The sequence below is a fragment of the Amycolatopsis pretoriensis genome, assembly GCF_900107925.1.
Lineage (GTDB): Bacteria > Actinomycetota > Actinomycetes > Mycobacteriales > Pseudonocardiaceae > Amycolatopsis > Amycolatopsis pretoriensis.
Genome location: NZ_FNUJ01000005.1, coordinates 666,200 through 683,790 on the forward strand (window position 1 = coordinate 666,200; position 17,591 = coordinate 683,790).

The window sequence follows — 17,591 nt, forward strand, 5'->3', positions numbered from 1 at the left end:
ATTCGCCGGGGCCCGGGCACCATGAGGACATGACGACTGTCACGAAGCGCCTGACGGTGGTGGCCGTCCTGCTGATCACGGCAGGCGCGATCCTGCTCTCGGTGGGGGCGATCGGTTTCCGGTCGGACGAGCAGGCCGACGCCAACATCGGCGCCGGCTTCGCGCTGCTGGCCGGGCCTTACATCGTCGGGCTGGGGCTGGTGTTCGCCTTGTCAGCGGGCTTGACGCACCTCACTACGCGCCGCCGCTGACGCTCCACAGCGCCGCGGGCAGGTGGTCCGCCAGGTCGGCGAGGTAGCCGGCCTCCGCCACGATGTTCTGCCGGGTCGCGCAGCCCTGTCCCCAAGTCCGCGCCGAGCCGTGCTCGACGACGACGTCCCGCTGCGCGAACCGCGGGGTGGTAGCCAGCCACCGGGCCAGCTCGTCCTCGAGTCGCGGGTCCGTGGGCATCGACACCTTGCCCGCGGTGATCCGCAGTTCCGGGCTCGGCGGCACCCGCACCTGCGTGACGTGGATGTCGCGGAAGTAGGTGTGGTCGTCGAAGTGCCGGTACGGCTCCTGGGCGTCGATCGCGATGACCGGCCGGTCGCCGTGGCGGAACTCGACCCACGTCGTGTTGCTGCCGGCCAGCGGGCGGCCGCTCGGGTGGCTGACGCCGAACGTCGGCACCGCGTGCGTGTCACTCGGCACGCCGCTGTTGAAGGTGCCGCCGCGCTCGGCCGCGAACGTCTTGAACCAGTGTTCTTTGCGGCTTTCGACGAACTTCGTGTGCGAGCGCCACCAGATCGCGGCCGCGCCCGCGAACACCGCCGCGATCAGGACGATCACCACCACCACGAGCATCAGAAGTTCAGGTCCTCGCGCGTCTCGTCGTCCGGCTGGTTCCGGCCGGTTTCGCCGTAGTCACTTGCCTTCTTGGCGTTCTTCACGTGGCTGTTGAGCTTGCCGAGATGGTCGTTGAGCGTCTTGGCGGGGTTGTCGCCGGGCTTCGCCGGGTTGAACCCGAAGACGCCCTTGGCCGCGGCCTCGCCGCCCTTCTTCGCGATCTCGGCGAGCGCGTTCTTCCCGGCTCGCTTGCCGATCATCCCCTCGGCGCCCTTGAGCTTGTCGACGAGGCTCATGCCCGCGTCCCGCTCGGCTATCTCGCCCAGCTTCTTCGCGGTCTTGCCGTCGGCGAACACCTGGCCCAGCTTGGTCGCGGCCAGCTTGGCCTTCATCTTCTGCAGCCAGTCGAGGATCTTCTGCAGCAGCTCGCGGACCTTCGACACCTTCTGCGTCGTCTTCGCGGTGGTGGTGCCGAGCTTGACCTCGGACGCGGTGCCGGCGGTGGCGACCGACGCCCCGCAGGTGGGCACCGCGGCGGCCAGCGCCGGGATCCAGATCATGATCAGCCAGGTGATCAGCTCGGTGAGGATCGCCTTGATCAGGTCTTCGACGAAGCTCATCAACATGCTGCTCAACTGCAGCATCTGCGCGAGGTCGCCGGACTTCGCGGAGACGCCGCCGATGCCGTGGGCGAACTCGCCGAGCGACCGGCGCGCCGCGTCCCCCGCGTCGCCCTGCCAGCCTTTGAGCGACGAGTCGGCGACCTCGGCGAAGTTCTTCGCCAGCTGGTCGAGCCCGGTGGCGATGGCGTTGAAGTTGTCGGCGGCGGTGCCGAGCGCCGGCCCGTCGCCGCTGACGAAGTGGATCGCGTCCTGGATCGGCTGGACCGCGCTGATCAGGAAGTTCAGCCCCTGCCCGACGAGCCAGCCGAGCGGGTCGGTGGCGATGTCGGTGATCGTGCTCGCGCTCGACTGGATGAAGCTGGTGGTGTCGGTCGCGATGGTGCCGAGCCCGAGGGCGATGTCGACGCCGTCCGGGTGCGGCGCGCCGGCGGCCTCGACCACCGAGACGACGTCCTTGCCGACGGTCACGGCGCTGCCGGCGAACGGCGTCGCCTTGACCGCGTTGTCGACGTTCACGCCGAGCACGGTCGTCGGGTCGTCGCTCTTGACTCTGACGCCGCTCGCGACGTCCTGGAACTCCGCCATCGATCCCCCTACGGCTTCTTCGGGCCGTCGAGCAGGACCTCGACCTGGCCGAAGAACGCCACGTGGTCGTCTTCGGTGCCCTGGTAGACGTTCGCCGCGTCGGTGAACTTCGCCTGCGCCGACGTCAGGCCCTCGGCCATCGACGCCAGCAGGTCGCGCAGCTCCTGGAGGGTCTCGTCGTACCCGTGCTTGGTGAAGAGGCCGACCACGCCCCACGACTTGTCGCCGACGTCGGACTGGCCGACCTTCTCGGTGAACTTCGCGCCCTGGTCCTTGTACATGCCGAGGTCACCGACGTACTTGCGCAGCGCGTCGACCTCCACCCGGTAGCCGTCCGGCATCAGTCCTCCTCGTCGAACAGGTTCCGCAGGAAGGTGTCGCCCGCGGACCCACCGCGCGCGGGCGGCGCCGGCGGGGCGTCGTCTGCCTGGCGCAGGACGCGCTGGTCGGAGAAGTCCTCCGGCGCTGCTTCTTCTTGCGTCAGCTTCGACCGCAGTTCCTCGACGGTGGTTCCGAACGCTTCGGCCTGCGTCTCGAGGACCTGGTCGACGAGGCCGAGCTCGTCGCCGAGGTGGTCCCGGACGAGCACGACCTGCTGCCGCGCGGCCTCGCCGACTGCTTCCCGGAGTGTCGACATGAGGGCCGCGGAGAGGGCTTGCGGGCCCTTCGCGAGCGCGGCGTCGGTGAACTTGACGTCGAGGACCGCGCCCCCGGGACCGGTGACGACGGTCACGCCACCGTCCGGCGAGGACGCGCTCGCCCGCAGCTCGGTGAGCTGCGCCTGCATCGCGTCGAGGCCGGCGAACCGGTCGTCGACGTTCCGGATGCCCGACTGGAACCGCTCGAACTCGGCTATCAGCTGGTCGAACTCGGCCGCCATGCCCCTCGTTCCCTCCCGTTCGCGTGCTGCCCGCCACTCATCGTGGCCCCTCGGCGACGGTGTGACGCACGGAACGCCGGATCCGATCCCACTGCATCACCCGGTCGGGTAATGGGTAGGTTGCGGCCGCAAGGGGAAGCAGGGGAACAGCGCTAGGAGTGCGTGATGAGCAGCAGCGAAGGGGCCGGCCGGCCCGACGAAGAACCGAAGTCGACGGGCAGCCACGCGGCTCCCGAGGGGGCCGGGGTGCACCCGCTGATCGACTTGTCCCGCGACCCGAACCCGGGCAAGCCGGACCACGCGAAGCCCGACGAGGACTGAGCCGGAGGGGGTTGGCCACGCCGGGCGAGCTGGAGGGCCGCTCGGCAGGCCGGCACTCGCCGGGGTCCCGAATGACTCATTGGGGACCTCCGGTGCCGCGAATGCGACTTTCGCGGCACCCGGCCCCGAGCGGGCGACCGGGCCGAGCGCGGCCGGCGCCGCTCGGCCCGGCGGCCGGAACATTCCCGAGGCCCGCGGTGTTGCAAACGGTGCGGGGGAGTCCGCGCCGGGCGCACGAACCCCCGCGGATCCGGGAAACCAGGCGGGGAAACCGCGCCACTGTGACCGGACTCCGGAACATCCCCCGGCCGGGCGGTGCCGAGAGGTACGCTGGAGGTTCGCCGACCTTCGGACCCCCCGCCGCGCTCCTTCCGGACCCGGGCGGGTATCTTTGGAGACCGTGCCCGGCATGCGTCGGGCCGCTCCGCGTGCCGTGCGCATGGGCGGGGTGCTCAGGCACCCGGTCACCGGCTTCGGCAGGTCGGGGTTCCGACGGAAAATCCCTCCGGGAAGTTACCGGTCGAGAGACCGTGACGCGGGCCGACACGCCCGACCGCGGGGGCCGGTGAAGACACGAAGAAGCAGATCACGACAGGAAGCTGGTCCATTGCCCACGATCCAGCAGCTGGTCCGCAAGGGCCGCCAGGACAAGGCTGCCAAGCAGAAGACCGCGGCCCTCAAGGGGAGCCCGCAGCGGCGTGGCGTGTGCACTCGCGTGTACACCACGACCCCCAAGAAGCCGAACTCGGCGCTGCGCAAGGTCGCGCGTGTGAAGCTGACCAGCGGCATCGAGGTCACCGCCTACATCCCCGGTGAGGGCCACAACCTGCAGGAGCACTCCATGGTGCTCGTGCGTGGTGGTCGTGTGAAGGACCTTCCGGGTGTCCGTTACAAGATCATCCGCGGTTCGCTCGACACGCAGGGTGTCAAGAACCGCAAGCAGGCGCGCAGCCGGTACGGCGCGAAGAAGGAGAAGAGCTAATGCCCCGCAAGGGTCCGGCCCCGAAGCGGCCGCTGATCTCCGACCCCGTCTACGCCTCCCCGCTGGTCACCCAGCTGGTGAACAAGGTGCTGAAGGACGGGAAGCGGTCCCTGGCCGAGCGCATCGTGTACGGCGCGCTCGAAGGCGCTCGCGAGAAGACGGGCACCGACCCGGTCGTCACGCTGAAGCGCGCCCTCGACAACGTGAAGCCCACCATCGAGGTGAAGAGCCGCCGCGTCGGTGGTGCCACCTACCAGGTGCCGATCGAGGTCAAGCCGGGTCGCTCGACGACCCTGGCGCTGCGCTGGCTGGTCTCCTTCTCGCAGGCCCGCCGCGAGAAGACGATGATCGAGCGCCTGCAGAACGAGCTGCTGGACGCTTCCAACGGCCTCGGGGCCTCCGTGAAGCGTCGCGAAGACACGCACAAGATGGCCGAGTCCAACCGGGCCTTCGCGCACTACCGCTGGTGATCACCGCCCGGCTGTCGACCAAGCCATGCCGGGCCCCAAGCTTGAGAACAGGGGAACACTCTCGTGGCACGTGAAGTGCTGACCGACCTCAACAAGGTCCGCAACATCGGCATCATGGCGCACATCGACGCCGGCAAGACCACCACCACCGAGCGGATCCTGTTCTACACCGGGGTCAACTACAAGATCGGTGAAGTCCACGACGGCGCCGCCACGATGGACTGGATGGAGGAGGAGCAGAAGCGGGGTATCACCATCACCTCGGCTGCCACCACCACCTTCTGGGCCGACCACCAGATCAACCTGATCGACACCCCCGGGCACGTCGACTTCACCGTCGAGGTGGAGCGCAACCTGCGGGTGCTCGACGGCGCGGTCGCCGTCTTCGACGGCAAGGAAGGCGTCGAGCCGCAGTCCGAGCAGGTCTGGCGGCAGGCGGACAAGTACGACGTCCCGCGCATCTGCTTCGTCAACAAGATGGACAAGCTGGGTGCGGACTTCTACTACACGCTGAAGACGATCACGGAGCGCCTCGGCGTCAAGCCGCTGGCGATCCAGCTGCCGATCGGCGCCGAGAACGACTTCGAAGGCGTCATCGACCTGGTCCGCATGAAGGCGCTGACCTGGCGCGGCGAGGTCCAGAAGGGCGAGGACTACTCGGTCGAGGACATCCCCGCCGACCTGGCCGACCGCGCCGCGGAGTACCGGGAGAAGCTGATCGAGGCCGTCGCCGAGACGGACGACTCCCTCATGGAGAAGTTCCTCGAGGGCGAAGAGCTCTCCGAGGCCGAGATCAAGTCCGGCATCCGCAAGCTGGTCATCACCCGCGAGGCGTTCCCGGTCCTGGCCGGCTCCGCGTTCAAGAACAAGGGCGTGCAGCCCATGCTCGACGCGGTGATCGACTACCTGCCGTCGCCGCTGGACGTCCCGGCCGTCGAGGGCCTGCTGCCCGACGGTGAGACCGTCGTGACCCGTACGGCCTCGGTGGACCAGCCGTTCTCCGCGCTCGCGTTCAAGATCGCCGCGCACCCGTTCTTCGGCAAGCTGACCTACATCCGGGTGTACTCGGGCAAGGTCGCCGCCGGCGCTCAGGTCATCAACGCGACCAAGGAGCGCAAGGAGCGCATCGGGAAGATCTTCCAGATGCACTCCAACAAGGAGAACCCGGTCGACGACGCCCAGGTCGGCCACATCTACGCGGTCATCGGGCTGAAGGACACCACCACGGGTGACACCCTGGCGGACCCGCAGAACCCGATCGTGCTGGAGTCGATGACGTTCCCCGAGCCGGTCATCCGGGTCGCGATCGAGCCGAAGACGAAGGCCGACCAGGAGAAGCTGTCCCTGGCGATCCAGAAGCTGGCCGAAGAGGACCCGACGTTCCAGGTCAAGCTGGACGAGGACACCGGCCAGACGATCATCGCGGGCATGGGCGAGCTGCACCTCGAGGTGCTGGTGAACCGCATGAAGTCCGACTACAAGGTCGAGGCGAACATCGGTAAGCCGCAGGTCGCCTACCGCGAGACGATCAAGAAGACGGTCGACAAGCTCGACTACGTCCACAAGAAGCAGACCGGTGGTTCCGGCCAGTTCGCGAAGGTCATCGTGAAGCTGGAGCCGCTCGAGCGCACCGACGGCGCGCTCTACGAGTTCGACAACAAGGTGACCGGTGGTCGCGTGCCGCGGGAGTACATCCCGTCGGTGGACGCCGGTGCGCAGGACGCCATGCAGTACGGCGTGCTGGCCGGATACCCGCTCGTCGGGTTGAAGTTCACCCTGTTGGACGGTGCTTACCACGAGGTCGACTCTTCGGAGATGGCGTTCAAGATCGCCGGTTCCATGGCGATGAAGGAAGCCGCGAAGAAGGCCGGCCCGGTGATCCTGGAGCCGATGATGGCGGTCGAGGTGACCACGCCCGAGGACTACATGGGTGACGTCATCGGTGACCTCAACTCCCGCCGTGGTCAGATCCAGGCCATGGAGGAGCGGTCGGGTACCCGCGTCGTGAAGGCGCTGGTCCCGCTGTCGGAGATGTTCGGCTACGTCGGTGACCTCCGGTCCCGCACCCAGGGCCGGGCGAACTACTCCATGGTGTTCGACTCCTACGCCGAGGTTCCCGCGAACGTCGCGAAGGAAATCATCGCGAAGGCGACGGGGGAGTAAGAACCCCCACCGCGCGCGGGCATTAAGGGACTCTCCTGAACGTCCGCTAGCACCGACGAAGGAACATTCGGAGGGCAGCAGCCACGCTGCCCTCCGAGCACAAAGCGAAACCAGTCCAGGAGGACATTCCAGTGGCGAAGGCGAAGTTCGAGCGGAGCAAGCCGCACGTCAACATCGGGACCATCGGTCACGTCGACCACGGCAAGACCACGCTGACCGCGGCGATCACCAAGGTTCTGCACGACAAGTACCCCGAGCTCAACGAGTCGCGTGCGTTCGACCAGATCGACAACGCGCCCGAAGAGCGCCAGCGCGGTATCACGATCAACATCTCGCACGTCGAGTACCAGACCGAGAAGCGTCACTACGCGCACGTCGACGCCCCCGGTCACGCGGACTACATCAAGAACATGATCACCGGTGCCGCCCAGATGGACGGCGCGATCCTGGTCGTGGCCGCGACCGACGGCCCGATGCCGCAGACCCGTGAGCACGTGCTGCTCGCCCGCCAGGTCGGCGTGCCCTACATCGTGGTCGCGCTGAACAAGGCCGACATGGTCGACGACGAGGAGATCCTGGAGCTCGTCGAGCTCGAGGTCCGCGAGCTGCTCTCCTCGCAGGAGTTCCCCGGCGACGACGCCCCCGTCGTGCGCGTCTCGGGCCTGAAGGCCCTCGAGGGCGACGAGAAGTGGGCCGAGGCCGTTCTCGAGCTGATGACCGCCGTCGACGACAACGTGCCGGACCCGGTGCGTGAGCTCGACAAGCCGTTCCTCATGCCGATCGAGGACGTCTTCACCATCACCGGTCGCGGCACCGTCGTCACCGGCCGCGTCGAGCGTGGCGTGGTCAACGTGAACGAAGAGGTCGAGATCGTCGGCATCAAGGAGAAGTCGACCAAGACGACTGTCACCGGTGTCGAGATGTTCCGCAAGCTGCTGGACCAGGGCCAGGCGGGCGACAACGTCGGCCTCCTCGTCCGCGGTATCAAGCGCGAGGACGTCGAGCGCGGCCAGGTCGTCGTGAAGCCGGGTACCACCACCCCGCACACCGACTTCGAGGGCCGGGTCTACATCCTGTCGAAGGACGAGGGTGGCCGTCACACCCCGTTCTTCAACAACTACCGCCCGCAGTTCTACTTCCGCACCACCGACGTGACCGGCGTCGTGACCCTCCCCGAGGGCACCGAGATGGTCATGCCGGGCGACAACACCGACATCTCGGTCGCGCTGATCCAGCCGGTCGCGATGGACGTGAACCTGCGCTTCGCCATCCGCGAGGGTGGCCGCACCGTCGGTGCGGGTCAGGTCACCAAGATCATCAAGTGATTTAGCGCCCCGACCGGGGGTAATACACCCCCGGCTCAGGGGCGTCAAATCACGTGTGCGACACTATTCAGGTTGCTCGTCCTGGGGCGGCCGATCCCTGTCAGGGGTCCGGCCGCCCTGGTGCGAGTGGCCACGGTCCGCCGAGCTCTTCCTTCGGGTTGCAGGCGAGCGGGCAAAGGCAGTGAGACGGTGTTCTTGCAAGAGCACAGCCGGCTCATAGCCTCCTCACGTTGAGGAAGACCAGGCAAGACGACGATCCCGCGGGATCCGTCTGTGCGTCGGGCGCGACACGCCCGACCGCGTGGACCGGGGACAGGGCCGTTGAACTGCGGAAACCCAGGCTCAGGGTGGGAACACCCAGCGGGGTTTGTGAGATAGCGGCACGAGACGACAAGGAACGAGCAGCCACCATGGCGGGACAGAAGATCCGCATCCGGCTCAAGGCCTACGACCACGAGGCGATCGACACCTCGGCGCGCAAGATCGTGGAAACGGTCACGCGCACCGGCGCCCGGGTCGTCGGGCCGGTGCCGCTGCCCACCGAGAAGAACGTTTACTGCGTCATCCGCTCGCCGCACAAGTACAAGGACTCGCGCGAGCACTTCGAGATGCGCACGCACAAGCGTCTGATCGACATCCTCGACCCGACGCCGAAGACGGTCGACGCGCTCATGCGCATCGACCTGCCGGCGAGCGTCGACGTCAACATCCAGTAGTAGCGGCGGGCGAGCGGCGGAGATAAGAGACTCATGTCTGACAGGCAGATGAAGGGCATCCTGGGCACGAAGCTCGGTATGACCCAGGTCTTCGACGAGCAGAACCGGGTTGTCCCGGTCACCGTCGTGAAGGCCGGTCCGAACGTGGTCACCCAGGTTCGGACCCAGGAGAAGGACGGCTACAAGGCCGTGCAGCTGGCGTTCGGCGCGGTCGACCCGCGCAAGGTGAACAAGCCGCGCACCGGCCACTACGACAAGGCGGGCGTGACCCCGCGGCGCTTCCTCGCGGAGCTGCGTACCACCGACGCCGAGACCTACGAGGTCGGCCAGGAGATCACCGCCGAGGTGTTCGCCGCCGGCGTCGAGGTCGACGTGACCGGTACCAGCAAGGGCAAGGGCTACGCCGGTGTCATGAAGCGCCACGGCTTCAAGGGCCAGGGCGCGAGCCACGGTGCCCAGGCCGTGCACCGCAAGCCGGGTTCGATCGGTGGCTGCGCCACCCCCGGCCGCGTCTTCAAGGGCCTGCGCATGGCGGGCCGGATGGGCAACGACCGGGTCACCACGCAGAACCTGACCGTGCACGCCGTGCGTGCCGAGGACGGCCTGCTGCTGATCAAGGGCGCCGTGCCCGGTCCCAAGGGCGGCCTGCTGTTCGTGCGCAGCGCCGCGAAGGGTGGTAACTCCGAATGACAAGCGTCGAGCTGAAGACCCCGGCCGGTAAAGCCGACGGCACGGTCGATCTCCCCGAGGAGATCTTCGACGTGCAGGCCAATGTCGCGCTGATGCACCAGGTGGTGGTGGCCCAGCAGGCCGCCGCGCGCCAGGGCACGCACGACACGAAGACCCGTGGTGAGGTCTCCGGTGGCGGCAAGAAGCCGTACCGGCAGAAGGGCACCGGCCGTGCCCGCCAGGGTTCGACCCGCGCGCCGCAGTTCGTCGGCGGTGGCGTCGTGCACGGCCCCACGCCGCGTGACTACTCGCAGCGCACCCCGAAGAAGATGAAGGCAGCCGCCCTGCGTGGCGCCCTCTCCGACCGGGCGCGCGCCGGCCAGCTGCACGTCGTCACCGAGCTGGTGACCGGTGAGAAGCCGTCGACCAAGGCCGCCAAGACCGCCCTCGCCGCCGTCACGGCCGCGAAGCGCGTGCTCGTGGTGCTGGACCGGGCCGACGAGCTGAGCTGGGTTTCCCTGCGGAACCTGCCCGAGGTGCACATCCTCTGGGCCGACCAGCTCAACACCTACGACGTTCTGGTCAACGACGACGTCGTGTTCACCAAGGCCGCGTACGACGCGTTCGTCGCCGGCCCCGTCCGCGGTAAGACCGTCAAGGCTTCCGCGCGGTCGGGCGAGGTCACGGAAGGGAGTGACGAGAAGTGAGTTCGGTCGCCATTCCGGACCCCCGCGACATCCTGCTCGCGCCGGTCATCTCCGAGAAGTCCTACGGGCTGCTCGAGGACCACAAGTACACGTTCATCGTCCGCCCGGACGCCAACAAGACCCAGATCAAGATCGCGGTCGAGAAGGTGTTCGGCGTCAAGGTGGTCAGCGTCAACACGGCCAACCGCCAGGGCAAGCGGAAGCGGACTCGCGCGGGCTTCGGCAAGCGCAAGGACACCAAGCGCGCCATCGTGACTCTTTCGCCCGAGAGCAAGGCGATCGAGATCTTCGGCGGACCCACCGCGTAAAGGACTGAGCTGACAATGGGCATCCGCAAGTACAAGCCGACGACCCCGGGTCGTCGCGGTTCGAGCGTCTCGGACTTCGCCGAGATCACCCGCTCCACCCCGGAGAAGTCGCTGCTTCGTCCGCTGAGCGGTTCGGGCGGTCGCAACTCGTCCGGCAAGATCACCACCCGGCACAAGGGTGGCGGCCACAAGCGCGCTTACCGCGTCATCGACTTCCGTCGCAATGACAAGGACGGCATCCCCGCCAAGGTCGCGCACATCGAGTACGACCCCAACCGGTCCGCTCGCATCGCGCTGCTGCACTACGCCGACGGCGAGAAGCGCTACATCATCGCGCCGGAGAAGCTGAAGCAGGGCGACACCGTCGAGAACGGCCCCCGGGCCGACATCAAGCCGGGCAACAACCTGCCGCTGCGCAACATCCCGGTCGGCACCGTGATCCACGCGATCGAGCTCCGCCCCGGCGGCGGCGCGAAGATGGCGCGGTCCGCCGGCGCGAAGGTGCAGCTCGTCGCCAAGGACGGTCCGTACGCCCAGCTGCGTCTCCCCTCGGGCGAGATCCGCAACGTGGACGTGCGCAACCGCGCCACGGTCGGCGAGGTCGGCAACTCCGAGCACGCCAACATCAACTGGGGCAAGGCCGGCCGCAACCGCTGGCGCGGCAAGCGCCCCACGGTCCGCGGTGTCGTCATGAACCCGGTCGACCACCCGCACGGTGGTGGTGAGGGTAAGACCTCCGGTGGTCGCCACCCGGTCAACCCGAACGGTAAGCCCGAGGGTCGTACGCGCCGGCGCAAGCCGTCCGACGCCCTCATCGTCCGCCGCCGGCGTACCGGCAAGAACAAGCGCTGAGCAGGGAGGTAGAACAACATGCCACGTAGCCTCAAGAAGGGCCCGTTCGTGGACGACCACCTGCTCAAGAAGGTGGACGCGCTGAACGAATCGGGCAAGAAGACGGTCATCAAGACCTGGTCGCGGCGCTCGACGATCATCCCGGACTTCCTGGGACACACGATCGCCGTGCACGACGGCCGCAAGCACGTCCCGGTGTTCGTCACCGAGGCCATGGTGGGTCACAAGCTGGGCGAGTTCGCCCCGACGCGGACCTTCAAGGGCCACATCAAGGACGACCGCAAGTCGCGCCGCCGCTGAGCGGGCACGAAACCAGACAGGAAGTAGCGATGAACGCCCAGAACGACGTGACGACCGAGGCTGAACTGCCTACGGCGTACGCGCGGGCTCGCTTCGTCCGGGACTCGCCGACCAAGGTGCGCCGGGTGATCGAGCTCATCAAGGGACGTAGCGCCGCCGACGCCTTGGCCGTGCTCCGGTTCGCCCCGCAGGCGGCCAGCGAGCCGGTCGCGAAGGTGCTCGCCAGCGCCGTGGCCAACGCCGAGAACAACCTTCAGCTGGACCCGGAGACGCTCTGGGTCAAGAACGCGTACGCCGACGAGGGCCCCACCCTCAAGCGGATCCGCCCGCGGGCCCAGGGCCGCGCGTACCGGATCCGCAAGCGGACCAGCCACATCACCGTCGAGGTGGAGTCGCGTCCGGCCGTCGCGCAGAAGGCTCAGAGCAAGAAGAAGGCAGGTGGCCGGTAGTGGGCCAGAAGATCAACCCGCACGGTTTCCGCCTGGGTATCACCACGGACTGGAAGTCGCGCTGGTACGCCGACAAGCAGTACGCCGAGTACGTGGCCGAGGACGTCAAGATCCGCAAGCTCCTCGCCACCGGCATGGAGCGCGCGGGCATCTCCAAGGTCGAGATCGAGCGCACCCGTGACCGCGTCCGCGTCGACATCCACACCGCCCGGCCGGGCATCGTCATCGGCCGCCGCGGCGCGGAGGCCGACCGGATCCGCGGCGCGCTGGAGAAGCTGACCAAGAAGCAGGTCCAGCTGAACATCCTCGAGGTCAAGAACCCCGAGGCCGACGCCCAGCTGGTCGCCCAGGCGGTCGCGGAGCAGCTTTCCAACCGCGTGGCGTTCCGCCGCGCGATGCGGAAGGCGATCCAGACCTCCATGCGCTCGCCGCAGGTCAAGGGCATCCGCGTGCAGTGCGGTGGTCGTCTCGGCGGTGCCGAGATGTCCCGCTCCGAGCACTACCGCGACGGCCGCGTCCCGCTGCACACGCTGCGCGCCGACATCGACTACGGCTTCTTCGAGGCCAAGACGACGTTCGGTCGCATCGGCGTCAAGGTGTGGATCTACAAGGGTGAGCTCGTCGGTGGCCTGAAGGCCCGCGAAGCCCGCGACGCCGCCGAGCGCGCGCCGCGTCGCGACCGCGACCGCAGCGACCGGCCGTCCCGCCCGCGTCGTTCCGGCGCCTCGGGCACGACCGCCACCTCGACCGAAGCCGGTCGTGCGGCCGCCGCCGCCACGACCGAGGCCCCGGCGGCCCCGGCCACCGAGACCGCAGAAAAGACGGAGGGCTGAGACGTGCTCATCCCGCGCAGGGTCAAGCACCGGAAGCAGCACTCCCCGAAGCGCCACGGCGCCGCCAAGGGTGGCACGAAGGTCAGCTTCGGCGAGTACGGCATCCAGGCGCTTGAGCACAGCTACGTGACGAACCGGCAGATCGAGTCCGCTCGTATCGCCATGACCCGTCACATCAAGCGTGGTGGCAAGGTGTGGACGACCATCTACCCGGACCGCCCGCTGACCAAGAAGCCGGCCGAAACCCGCATGGGTTCCGGTAAGGGTTCGCCGGAGTGGTGGATCGCCAACGTGAAGCCGGGCCGCGTGATGTTCGAGATCTCGTTCCCGAACGAGGAGACGGCTCGCGAGGCGCTGCGCCGTGCGATCCACAAGCTGCCCATGAAGTGCCGCATCGTGACCCGTGAAGGTGGTGAGTTCTGATGGCGAACGCTGGTGCCCTGGCATCGGAGCTGCGTGAGCTCACCGCGGAAGAGCTCGTCCTGCGTCTGAAGGAATACAAGGAGGAGCTCTTCAACCTCCGCTTCCAGATGGCGACCGGGCAGCTCGACAACAACCGCCGTCTGCGCACCGTCCGCACGGACATCGCGCGGATCTACACGGTCATGCGCGAGCGCGAACTCGGCCTGTCCGTTGCCCCCGACGCCGAGAGTGAAGGTGCCGCATGAGCGAGCCCACCACCGAGACGCCGGCCCGGAACGACCGCAAGGTCCGCGAGGGCTACGTGGTCTCGGACAAGATGAACAAGACGATCGTGGTCGAGCTCGAGGACCGCAAGAAGCACCCCCGTTACTCGAAGGTTCTCCGGAGCACCACCAAGGTCAAGGTGCACGACGAGAACAACGAGGCGGGCGTGGGCGACCGGGTCACCCTGATGGAGACCCGCCCGCTGTCGGCGACGAAGCGGTGGCGCCTGGTGCAGATCGTGGAGAAGGCCAAGTAAGCAGGGCTCTTTCGAGAGTTCTTAGTTCCGCAAGGCTCGCTCGTCGGGCGAGAACCGGCGCGACATACAGGAGTTGACGTGATCCAGCAGGAGTCGCGGCTTCGGGTAGCCGACAACACGGGTGCGAAGGAAATCCTCTGCATCCGCGTTCTCGGTGGTTCCGGGCGGCGCTACGCCGGCATCGGCGACATCATCGTCGCCACCGTGAAGGACGCCATCCCGGCCGCCGGGGTGAAGAAGGGCGACGTCGTCAAGGCCGTCATCGTCCGCACGGTCAAGGAGCGTCGTCGTCCGGACGGTTCCTACATCCGGTTCGACGAAAACGCCGCCGTGCTCATCAAGAACGACAACGAGCCCCGGGGCACCCGCATCTTCGGCCCGGTGGGCCGCGAGCTGCGCGACCGAAAGTTCATGAAGATCATTTCGCTCGCGCCGGAGGTGCTGTGATGAAGGTGAAGAAGGGCGACACGGTCGTCGTCATCGCCGGCAAGGACAAGGGCGCCAAGGGCAAGGTCATCCAGGCTTACCCGGAGCGCGACCGCGTGCTGGTCGAGGGCGTGAACCGGATCAAGAAGCACACGCGGATCACCCAGACCCAGCGCGGCGCGCAGTCCGGTGGCATCGTCACGCAGGAGGCGCCCATCCACGTCTCGAACGTGATGGTCGTCGACTCGGACGGCAAGCCGTCCCGGGTGGGTTACCGCATCGGCGAGGACGGCAAGAAGGTCCGGATCTCGCGCCGGAACGGTAAGGACATCTGATGACCACCGCAGAGAAGGTCGCGCCGCGCCTCAAGGTGCGCTACCGCGAAGAGATCAAGGGCCAGCTGCAGGCGGAGTTCTCCTTCGCCAACGTCCACCAGATCCCGGGCGTGGTGAAGGTCGTCGTGAACATGGGTGTCGGTGACGCCGCCCGTGACAGCAAGCTGATCGAGGGCGCGGTCAGGGACCTCGCCCTGATCACGGGTCAGAAGCCCGAGGTCCGGAAGGCCCGCAAGTCCATCGCGCAGTTCAAGCTGCGCGAGGGTCAGCCGATCGGCGCGCGCGTCACGCTGCGCGGCGACCGGATGTGGGAGTTCCTCGACCGGCTGCTGACCATCGCGCTGCCGCGTATCCGCGACTTCCGCGGGCTTTCGCCGAAGCAGTTCGACGGCCACGGCAACTACACGTTCGGTCTCAACGAGCAGTCGATGTTCCACGAGATCGACCCCGACGCCATCGACCGCCCGCGCGGCATGGACGTCACCGTCGTCACGACCGCTACGAACGACGACGAGGGCCGGGCGCTGCTGCGCAAGCTCGGCTTCCCGTTCAAGGAGAACTGAGCCGATGGCCAAGAAAGCACTGGTCCACAAGGCCGCGAAGAAGCCGAAGTTCGCCGTGCGCGCCTACACCCGCTGCCAGCGGTGCGGCCGCCCGCACGCCGTGTTCCGCAAGTTCGGGCTCTGCCGGATCTGCCTTCGCGAGATGGCACACGCGGGCGAGCTGCCCGGCGTCCGCAAGTCCAGCTGGTAAGAGCTTCTTTTTAACTCCCACTTCGCCACAGGCCCTGCCGCCCGTGTACCGGGCGGCGGGGAACCAGGGCGAGAAAGGTTGACAGGTCACCATGACGATGACCGACCCCATCGCAGACTTCTTGACGCGTCTGCGCAACGCGAACTCGGCGTACCACGACGAGGTCAAGCTCCCGCACTCGAAGCTCAAGGCGAACATCGCCGAGATCCTCAAGCGCGAGGGCTACATCGCGGGTTACCACGACGAGCCGGGCGAGAAGCACAAGAACCTGGTCGTCGAGCTCAAGTACGGCCCCAACCGTGAGCGGAGCATCGCCGGCCTGCGGCGCGTCTCCAAGCCCGGTCTGCGGGTCTACGCAAAATCGACCGAACTGCCGTCCGTTCTCGGTGGGCTGGGCATCGCGATCATCTCGACGTCCGGTGGCCTGCAGACGGACCGTCAGGCCAAGCGCAACAGCGTGGGCGGCGAAGTCCTCGCCTACGTCTGGTAAGGAAGGGGGCACAGACATGTCACGCATCGGAAAGCTGCCGGTCGCCGTCCCCTCCGGGGTCGAGGTGACCATCAACGGTCAGCACATCAGCGTCAAGGGCCCCAAGGGGACCCTGGAGCACACCATCGCCGAGCCGATTTCGGTCGAGCGCGACGACGACGGCACCCTGCTGGTCAAGCGCCCGGACGACGAGCGCACCAGCAAGGCTCTGCACGGCCTCACCCGCACCCTGGTGAACAACCTGGTCGTGGGTGTGACCTCGGGCTACGAGAAGAAGCTCGAGATCCACGGTGTCGGTTACCGCGTGCAGGCCAAGGGCTCGGACCTCGAGTTCGCCCTCGGCTACTCGCACCCGGTGAAGATCGAGGCCCCGGAAGGCATCACCTTCAAGGTGGAGAGCCCGACCCGGTTCTCGGTCTCCGGTATCGACAAGCAGAAGGTCGGCCAGATCTCGGCGGTCATCCGCCGGCTGCGGCGCCCGGACCCGTACAAGGGCAAGGGCCTGCGGTACGAGGGCGAGAAGATCCGCCGCAAGGTCGGAAAGACGGGTAAGTGATCATGAGCGACACGACTACGAAGCGCAAGCCGGTGGGCAAGGACATCTCGACCCGCCGCCGCGTCGCGAAGGCCCGTCGGCACTTCCGCCTCCGCAAGAAGGTCTCGGGCACGGACCAGCGTCCGCGTCTGGTCGTCAAGCGGTCCTCGCGGCACATCGCCGTGCAGGTCATCGACGACCTGGCCGGCCACACGCTGGCCTCGGCGTCCACCCTCGAGGCGGACGTCCGGGCGCTCGACGGCGACAAGAAGGCCAAGGCCGCCAAGGTCGGGGAACTCGTCGCCGCGCGTGCCAAGAACGCCGGGATCTCGGCTGTGGTGTTCGACCGTGGCGGCAACGCCTACCACGGCCGCATCGCCGCGCTCGCCGACGCCGCCCGCGAGGCGGGGTTGGAGTTCTGACGATGCAGAAGCTTGTTAACGGAAGGAAAGCCTGATGCCGGGACGTACACGGCAATTCGGCGGCGGCCAGGGTGGACCCGGCGGGCAGGGCGGCAACGACCGCGGTGACCGTCGCGACCGCCGTGACCGGCGCGACAGCGGTCGTGGCGGGGCGGCCCAGGACAAGACCCCGCACCTCGAGAAGGTCGTGACGATCAACCGCGTCGCCAAGGTCGTCAAGGGTGGTCGTCGCTTCAGCTTCACCGCCCTGGTGGTCGTCGGTGACGGCGACGGTCAGGTCGGCGTCGGCTACGGCAAGGCCAAGGAAGTTCCCGCGGCCATCGCCAAGGGCGTCGAGGAAGCGAAGAAGAACTTCTTCCGCGTTCCCCGCGTCGGCGGCACCATCCCCCACCCGATCACGGGTGAGGAGGCCGCCGGTGTCGTGCTGCTCCGTCCGGCGTCCGCCGGTACCGGCGTCATCGCCGGTGGCCCGGTGCGCGCGGTGCTGGAGTGCGCGGGCGTCCACGACGTGCTGTCGAAGTCGCTCGGCTCCGACAACGCGATCAACATCGTGCACGCGACCGTGGCGGCCCTGAAGGGCCTGCAGCGTCCCGAAGAGGTCGCGGCCCGCCGCGGTCTCCCGCTCGAGGACGTCGCGCCGGCCCGGATGCTGCGCCAGCGCGCGGGCCAGGGGGTCTGA

Annotated in this window: 29 protein-coding genes; 25 read left to right on the forward strand and 4 right to left on the reverse strand. The window is 67.8% G+C overall.

All coding sequences use genetic code 11. The features are described 5' to 3' along the window. Positions 1 to 29: 29 nt before the first annotated feature. Complete coding sequence (locus tag BLV96_RS25015) at positions 30 to 251, forward strand: hypothetical protein (RefSeq protein WP_086675511.1); 222 nt, start codon at positions 30 to 32, stop codon at positions 249 to 251. Here the strand turns inward: BLV96_RS25015 and BLV96_RS50785 are convergent. Genes BLV96_RS50785 through BLV96_RS25035 form a run of 4 tightly spaced genes read right to left on the reverse strand, consistent with a single transcriptional unit; the run spans position 235 to position 2,913 of the window. After that, the gene (locus BLV96_RS50785; RefSeq protein WP_244180440.1) at positions 235 to 843 is read right to left on the reverse strand and encodes a hypothetical protein; all 609 of its coding nucleotides are present in this window, start codon (positions 841 to 843) and stop codon (positions 235 to 237) included. The two genes, BLV96_RS25015 and BLV96_RS50785, sit on opposite strands and share 17 nt — an antisense overlap. Next, entirely contained in the window at positions 843 to 2,033 is a 1,191-nt protein-coding gene (locus BLV96_RS25025) for a hypothetical protein (protein WP_086675510.1), read from the reverse strand. Before BLV96_RS25025 ends, BLV96_RS50785 begins: the two co-directional genes overlap by 1 nt. Positions 2,034 to 2,041: 8 nt before the next feature. After that, entirely contained in the window at positions 2,042 to 2,374 is a 333-nt protein-coding gene (locus tag BLV96_RS25030; RefSeq protein WP_086675509.1) for a hypothetical protein, read from the reverse strand. After that, positions 2,374 to 2,913: a YbaB/EbfC family nucleoid-associated protein gene (locus BLV96_RS25035; RefSeq protein ID WP_086675508.1), complete on the reverse strand. Its 540-nt coding sequence runs from the start codon at positions 2,911 to 2,913 to the stop codon at positions 2,374 to 2,376. Before BLV96_RS25035 ends, BLV96_RS25030 begins: the two co-directional genes overlap by 1 nt. A gap of 165 nt (positions 2,914 to 3,078) precedes the next feature. Between BLV96_RS25035 and BLV96_RS25040 the strand changes: the two genes are divergently transcribed. The 24 genes from BLV96_RS25040 (at position 3,079) to rpsE (ending at position 17,591) form a co-directional block, all read left to right on the forward strand. Continuing rightward, the gene (locus BLV96_RS25040; RefSeq protein ID WP_086675507.1) at positions 3,079 to 3,234 is read left to right on the forward strand and encodes a hypothetical protein; all 156 of its coding nucleotides are present in this window, start codon (positions 3,079 to 3,081) and stop codon (positions 3,232 to 3,234) included. Between the two features lie 607 nt (positions 3,235 to 3,841). Further along, positions 3,842 to 4,216: a 30S ribosomal protein S12 gene (gene rpsL / locus BLV96_RS25045; RefSeq protein ID WP_003102113.1), complete on the forward strand. Its 375-nt coding sequence runs from the start codon at positions 3,842 to 3,844 to the stop codon at positions 4,214 to 4,216. Then, a complete protein-coding gene (rpsG, locus tag BLV96_RS25050) occupies positions 4,216 to 4,686 on the forward strand; it encodes a 30S ribosomal protein S7 (RefSeq protein ID WP_003102106.1) in 471 nt (156 codons plus the stop codon). The genes rpsL and rpsG overlap by 1 nt, the downstream gene beginning before the upstream one ends. Positions 4,687 to 4,749: 63 nt before the next feature. Beyond that, positions 4,750 to 6,849, forward strand: coding sequence for an elongation factor G (gene fusA, locus BLV96_RS25055; protein ID WP_086675506.1), 2,100 nt, complete (start codon positions 4,750 to 4,752; stop codon positions 6,847 to 6,849). A gap of 131 nt (positions 6,850 to 6,980) precedes the next feature. Further along, positions 6,981 to 8,174 carry an elongation factor Tu gene (gene tuf / locus BLV96_RS25060; protein ID WP_086675505.1) on the forward strand — a complete coding sequence of 398 codons (1,194 nt, stop codon included), beginning with the start codon at positions 6,981 to 6,983 and terminating at the stop codon, positions 8,172 to 8,174. 410 nt (positions 8,175 to 8,584) lie between these two features. Beyond that, a complete protein-coding gene (rpsJ, locus tag BLV96_RS25065; RefSeq protein WP_003102098.1) occupies positions 8,585 to 8,890 on the forward strand; it encodes a 30S ribosomal protein S10 in 306 nt (101 codons plus the stop codon). 33 nt (positions 8,891 to 8,923) lie between these two features. Then, positions 8,924 to 9,580: a 50S ribosomal protein L3 gene (gene rplC / locus BLV96_RS25070; RefSeq protein WP_086675504.1), complete on the forward strand. Its 657-nt coding sequence runs from the start codon at positions 8,924 to 8,926 to the stop codon at positions 9,578 to 9,580. Further along, on the forward strand, positions 9,577 to 10,266 hold the full coding sequence (gene rplD, locus BLV96_RS25075; RefSeq protein ID WP_086675503.1) for a 50S ribosomal protein L4: 690 nt from the start codon (positions 9,577 to 9,579) through the stop codon (positions 10,264 to 10,266). The genes rplC and rplD overlap by 4 nt, the downstream gene beginning before the upstream one ends. Continuing rightward, entirely contained in the window at positions 10,263 to 10,574 is a 312-nt protein-coding gene (gene rplW, locus BLV96_RS25080; protein ID WP_003102087.1) for a 50S ribosomal protein L23, read from the forward strand. The genes rplD and rplW overlap by 4 nt, the downstream gene beginning before the upstream one ends. A gap of 15 nt (positions 10,575 to 10,589) precedes the next feature. Further along, positions 10,590 to 11,426, forward strand: a complete 837-nt coding sequence (gene rplB, locus BLV96_RS25085) for a 50S ribosomal protein L2 (protein WP_086675502.1) — start codon at positions 10,590 to 10,592, stop codon at positions 11,424 to 11,426. Positions 11,427 to 11,444: 18 nt separating this feature from the next. Continuing rightward, the gene (rpsS, locus tag BLV96_RS25090; protein ID WP_003102083.1) at positions 11,445 to 11,726 is read left to right on the forward strand and encodes a 30S ribosomal protein S19; all 282 of its coding nucleotides are present in this window, start codon (positions 11,445 to 11,447) and stop codon (positions 11,724 to 11,726) included. A 29-nt stretch (positions 11,727 to 11,755) separates the two neighbouring features. Next, entirely contained in the window at positions 11,756 to 12,175 is a 420-nt protein-coding gene (gene rplV, locus BLV96_RS25095; protein ID WP_086675501.1) for a 50S ribosomal protein L22, read from the forward strand. After that, positions 12,175 to 13,008 carry a 30S ribosomal protein S3 gene (gene rpsC / locus BLV96_RS25100; RefSeq protein WP_072474761.1) on the forward strand — a complete coding sequence of 278 codons (834 nt, stop codon included), beginning with the start codon at positions 12,175 to 12,177 and terminating at the stop codon, positions 13,006 to 13,008. The genes rplV and rpsC overlap by 1 nt, the downstream gene beginning before the upstream one ends. 3 nt (positions 13,009 to 13,011) lie before the next feature. Further along, positions 13,012 to 13,431: a 50S ribosomal protein L16 gene (gene rplP, locus BLV96_RS25105; RefSeq protein ID WP_004558864.1), complete on the forward strand. Its 420-nt coding sequence runs from the start codon at positions 13,012 to 13,014 to the stop codon at positions 13,429 to 13,431. After that, positions 13,431 to 13,676 carry a 50S ribosomal protein L29 gene (rpmC, locus tag BLV96_RS25110; RefSeq protein ID WP_086675500.1) on the forward strand — a complete coding sequence of 82 codons (246 nt, stop codon included), beginning with the start codon at positions 13,431 to 13,433 and terminating at the stop codon, positions 13,674 to 13,676. Before rplP ends, rpmC begins: the two co-directional genes overlap by 1 nt. Next, entirely contained in the window at positions 13,673 to 13,951 is a 279-nt protein-coding gene (gene rpsQ, locus BLV96_RS25115; RefSeq protein WP_086675499.1) for a 30S ribosomal protein S17, read from the forward strand. Before rpmC ends, rpsQ begins: the two co-directional genes overlap by 4 nt. A gap of 78 nt (positions 13,952 to 14,029) precedes the next feature. After that, positions 14,030 to 14,398, forward strand: coding sequence for a 50S ribosomal protein L14 (gene rplN / locus BLV96_RS25120; RefSeq protein ID WP_004558867.1), 369 nt, complete (start codon positions 14,030 to 14,032; stop codon positions 14,396 to 14,398). After that, the gene (rplX, locus tag BLV96_RS25125) at positions 14,398 to 14,712 is read left to right on the forward strand and encodes a 50S ribosomal protein L24 (RefSeq protein WP_086675498.1); all 315 of its coding nucleotides are present in this window, start codon (positions 14,398 to 14,400) and stop codon (positions 14,710 to 14,712) included. Before rplN ends, rplX begins: the two co-directional genes overlap by 1 nt. Then, on the forward strand, positions 14,712 to 15,275 hold the full coding sequence (rplE, locus tag BLV96_RS25130; RefSeq protein ID WP_086675497.1) for a 50S ribosomal protein L5: 564 nt from the start codon (positions 14,712 to 14,714) through the stop codon (positions 15,273 to 15,275). Before rplX ends, rplE begins: the two co-directional genes overlap by 1 nt. A gap of 4 nt (positions 15,276 to 15,279) precedes the next feature. After that, positions 15,280 to 15,465 carry a type Z 30S ribosomal protein S14 gene (locus BLV96_RS25135; RefSeq protein WP_004558870.1) on the forward strand — a complete coding sequence of 62 codons (186 nt, stop codon included), beginning with the start codon at positions 15,280 to 15,282 and terminating at the stop codon, positions 15,463 to 15,465. Between the two features lie 91 nt (positions 15,466 to 15,556). Beyond that, complete coding sequence (gene rpsH / locus BLV96_RS25140) at positions 15,557 to 15,955, forward strand: 30S ribosomal protein S8 (protein ID WP_004558871.1); 399 nt, start codon at positions 15,557 to 15,559, stop codon at positions 15,953 to 15,955. Between the two features lie 16 nt (positions 15,956 to 15,971). Beyond that, on the forward strand, positions 15,972 to 16,511 hold the full coding sequence (gene rplF, locus BLV96_RS25145) for a 50S ribosomal protein L6 (protein WP_086675496.1): 540 nt from the start codon (positions 15,972 to 15,974) through the stop codon (positions 16,509 to 16,511). A gap of 2 nt (positions 16,512 to 16,513) precedes the next feature. Further along, a complete protein-coding gene (gene rplR / locus BLV96_RS25150; RefSeq protein ID WP_167379724.1) occupies positions 16,514 to 16,912 on the forward strand; it encodes a 50S ribosomal protein L18 in 399 nt (132 codons plus the stop codon). Between the two features lie 34 nt (positions 16,913 to 16,946). Further along, positions 16,947 to 17,591, forward strand: a complete 645-nt coding sequence (gene rpsE, locus BLV96_RS25155; protein ID WP_086675494.1) for a 30S ribosomal protein S5 — start codon at positions 16,947 to 16,949, stop codon at positions 17,589 to 17,591.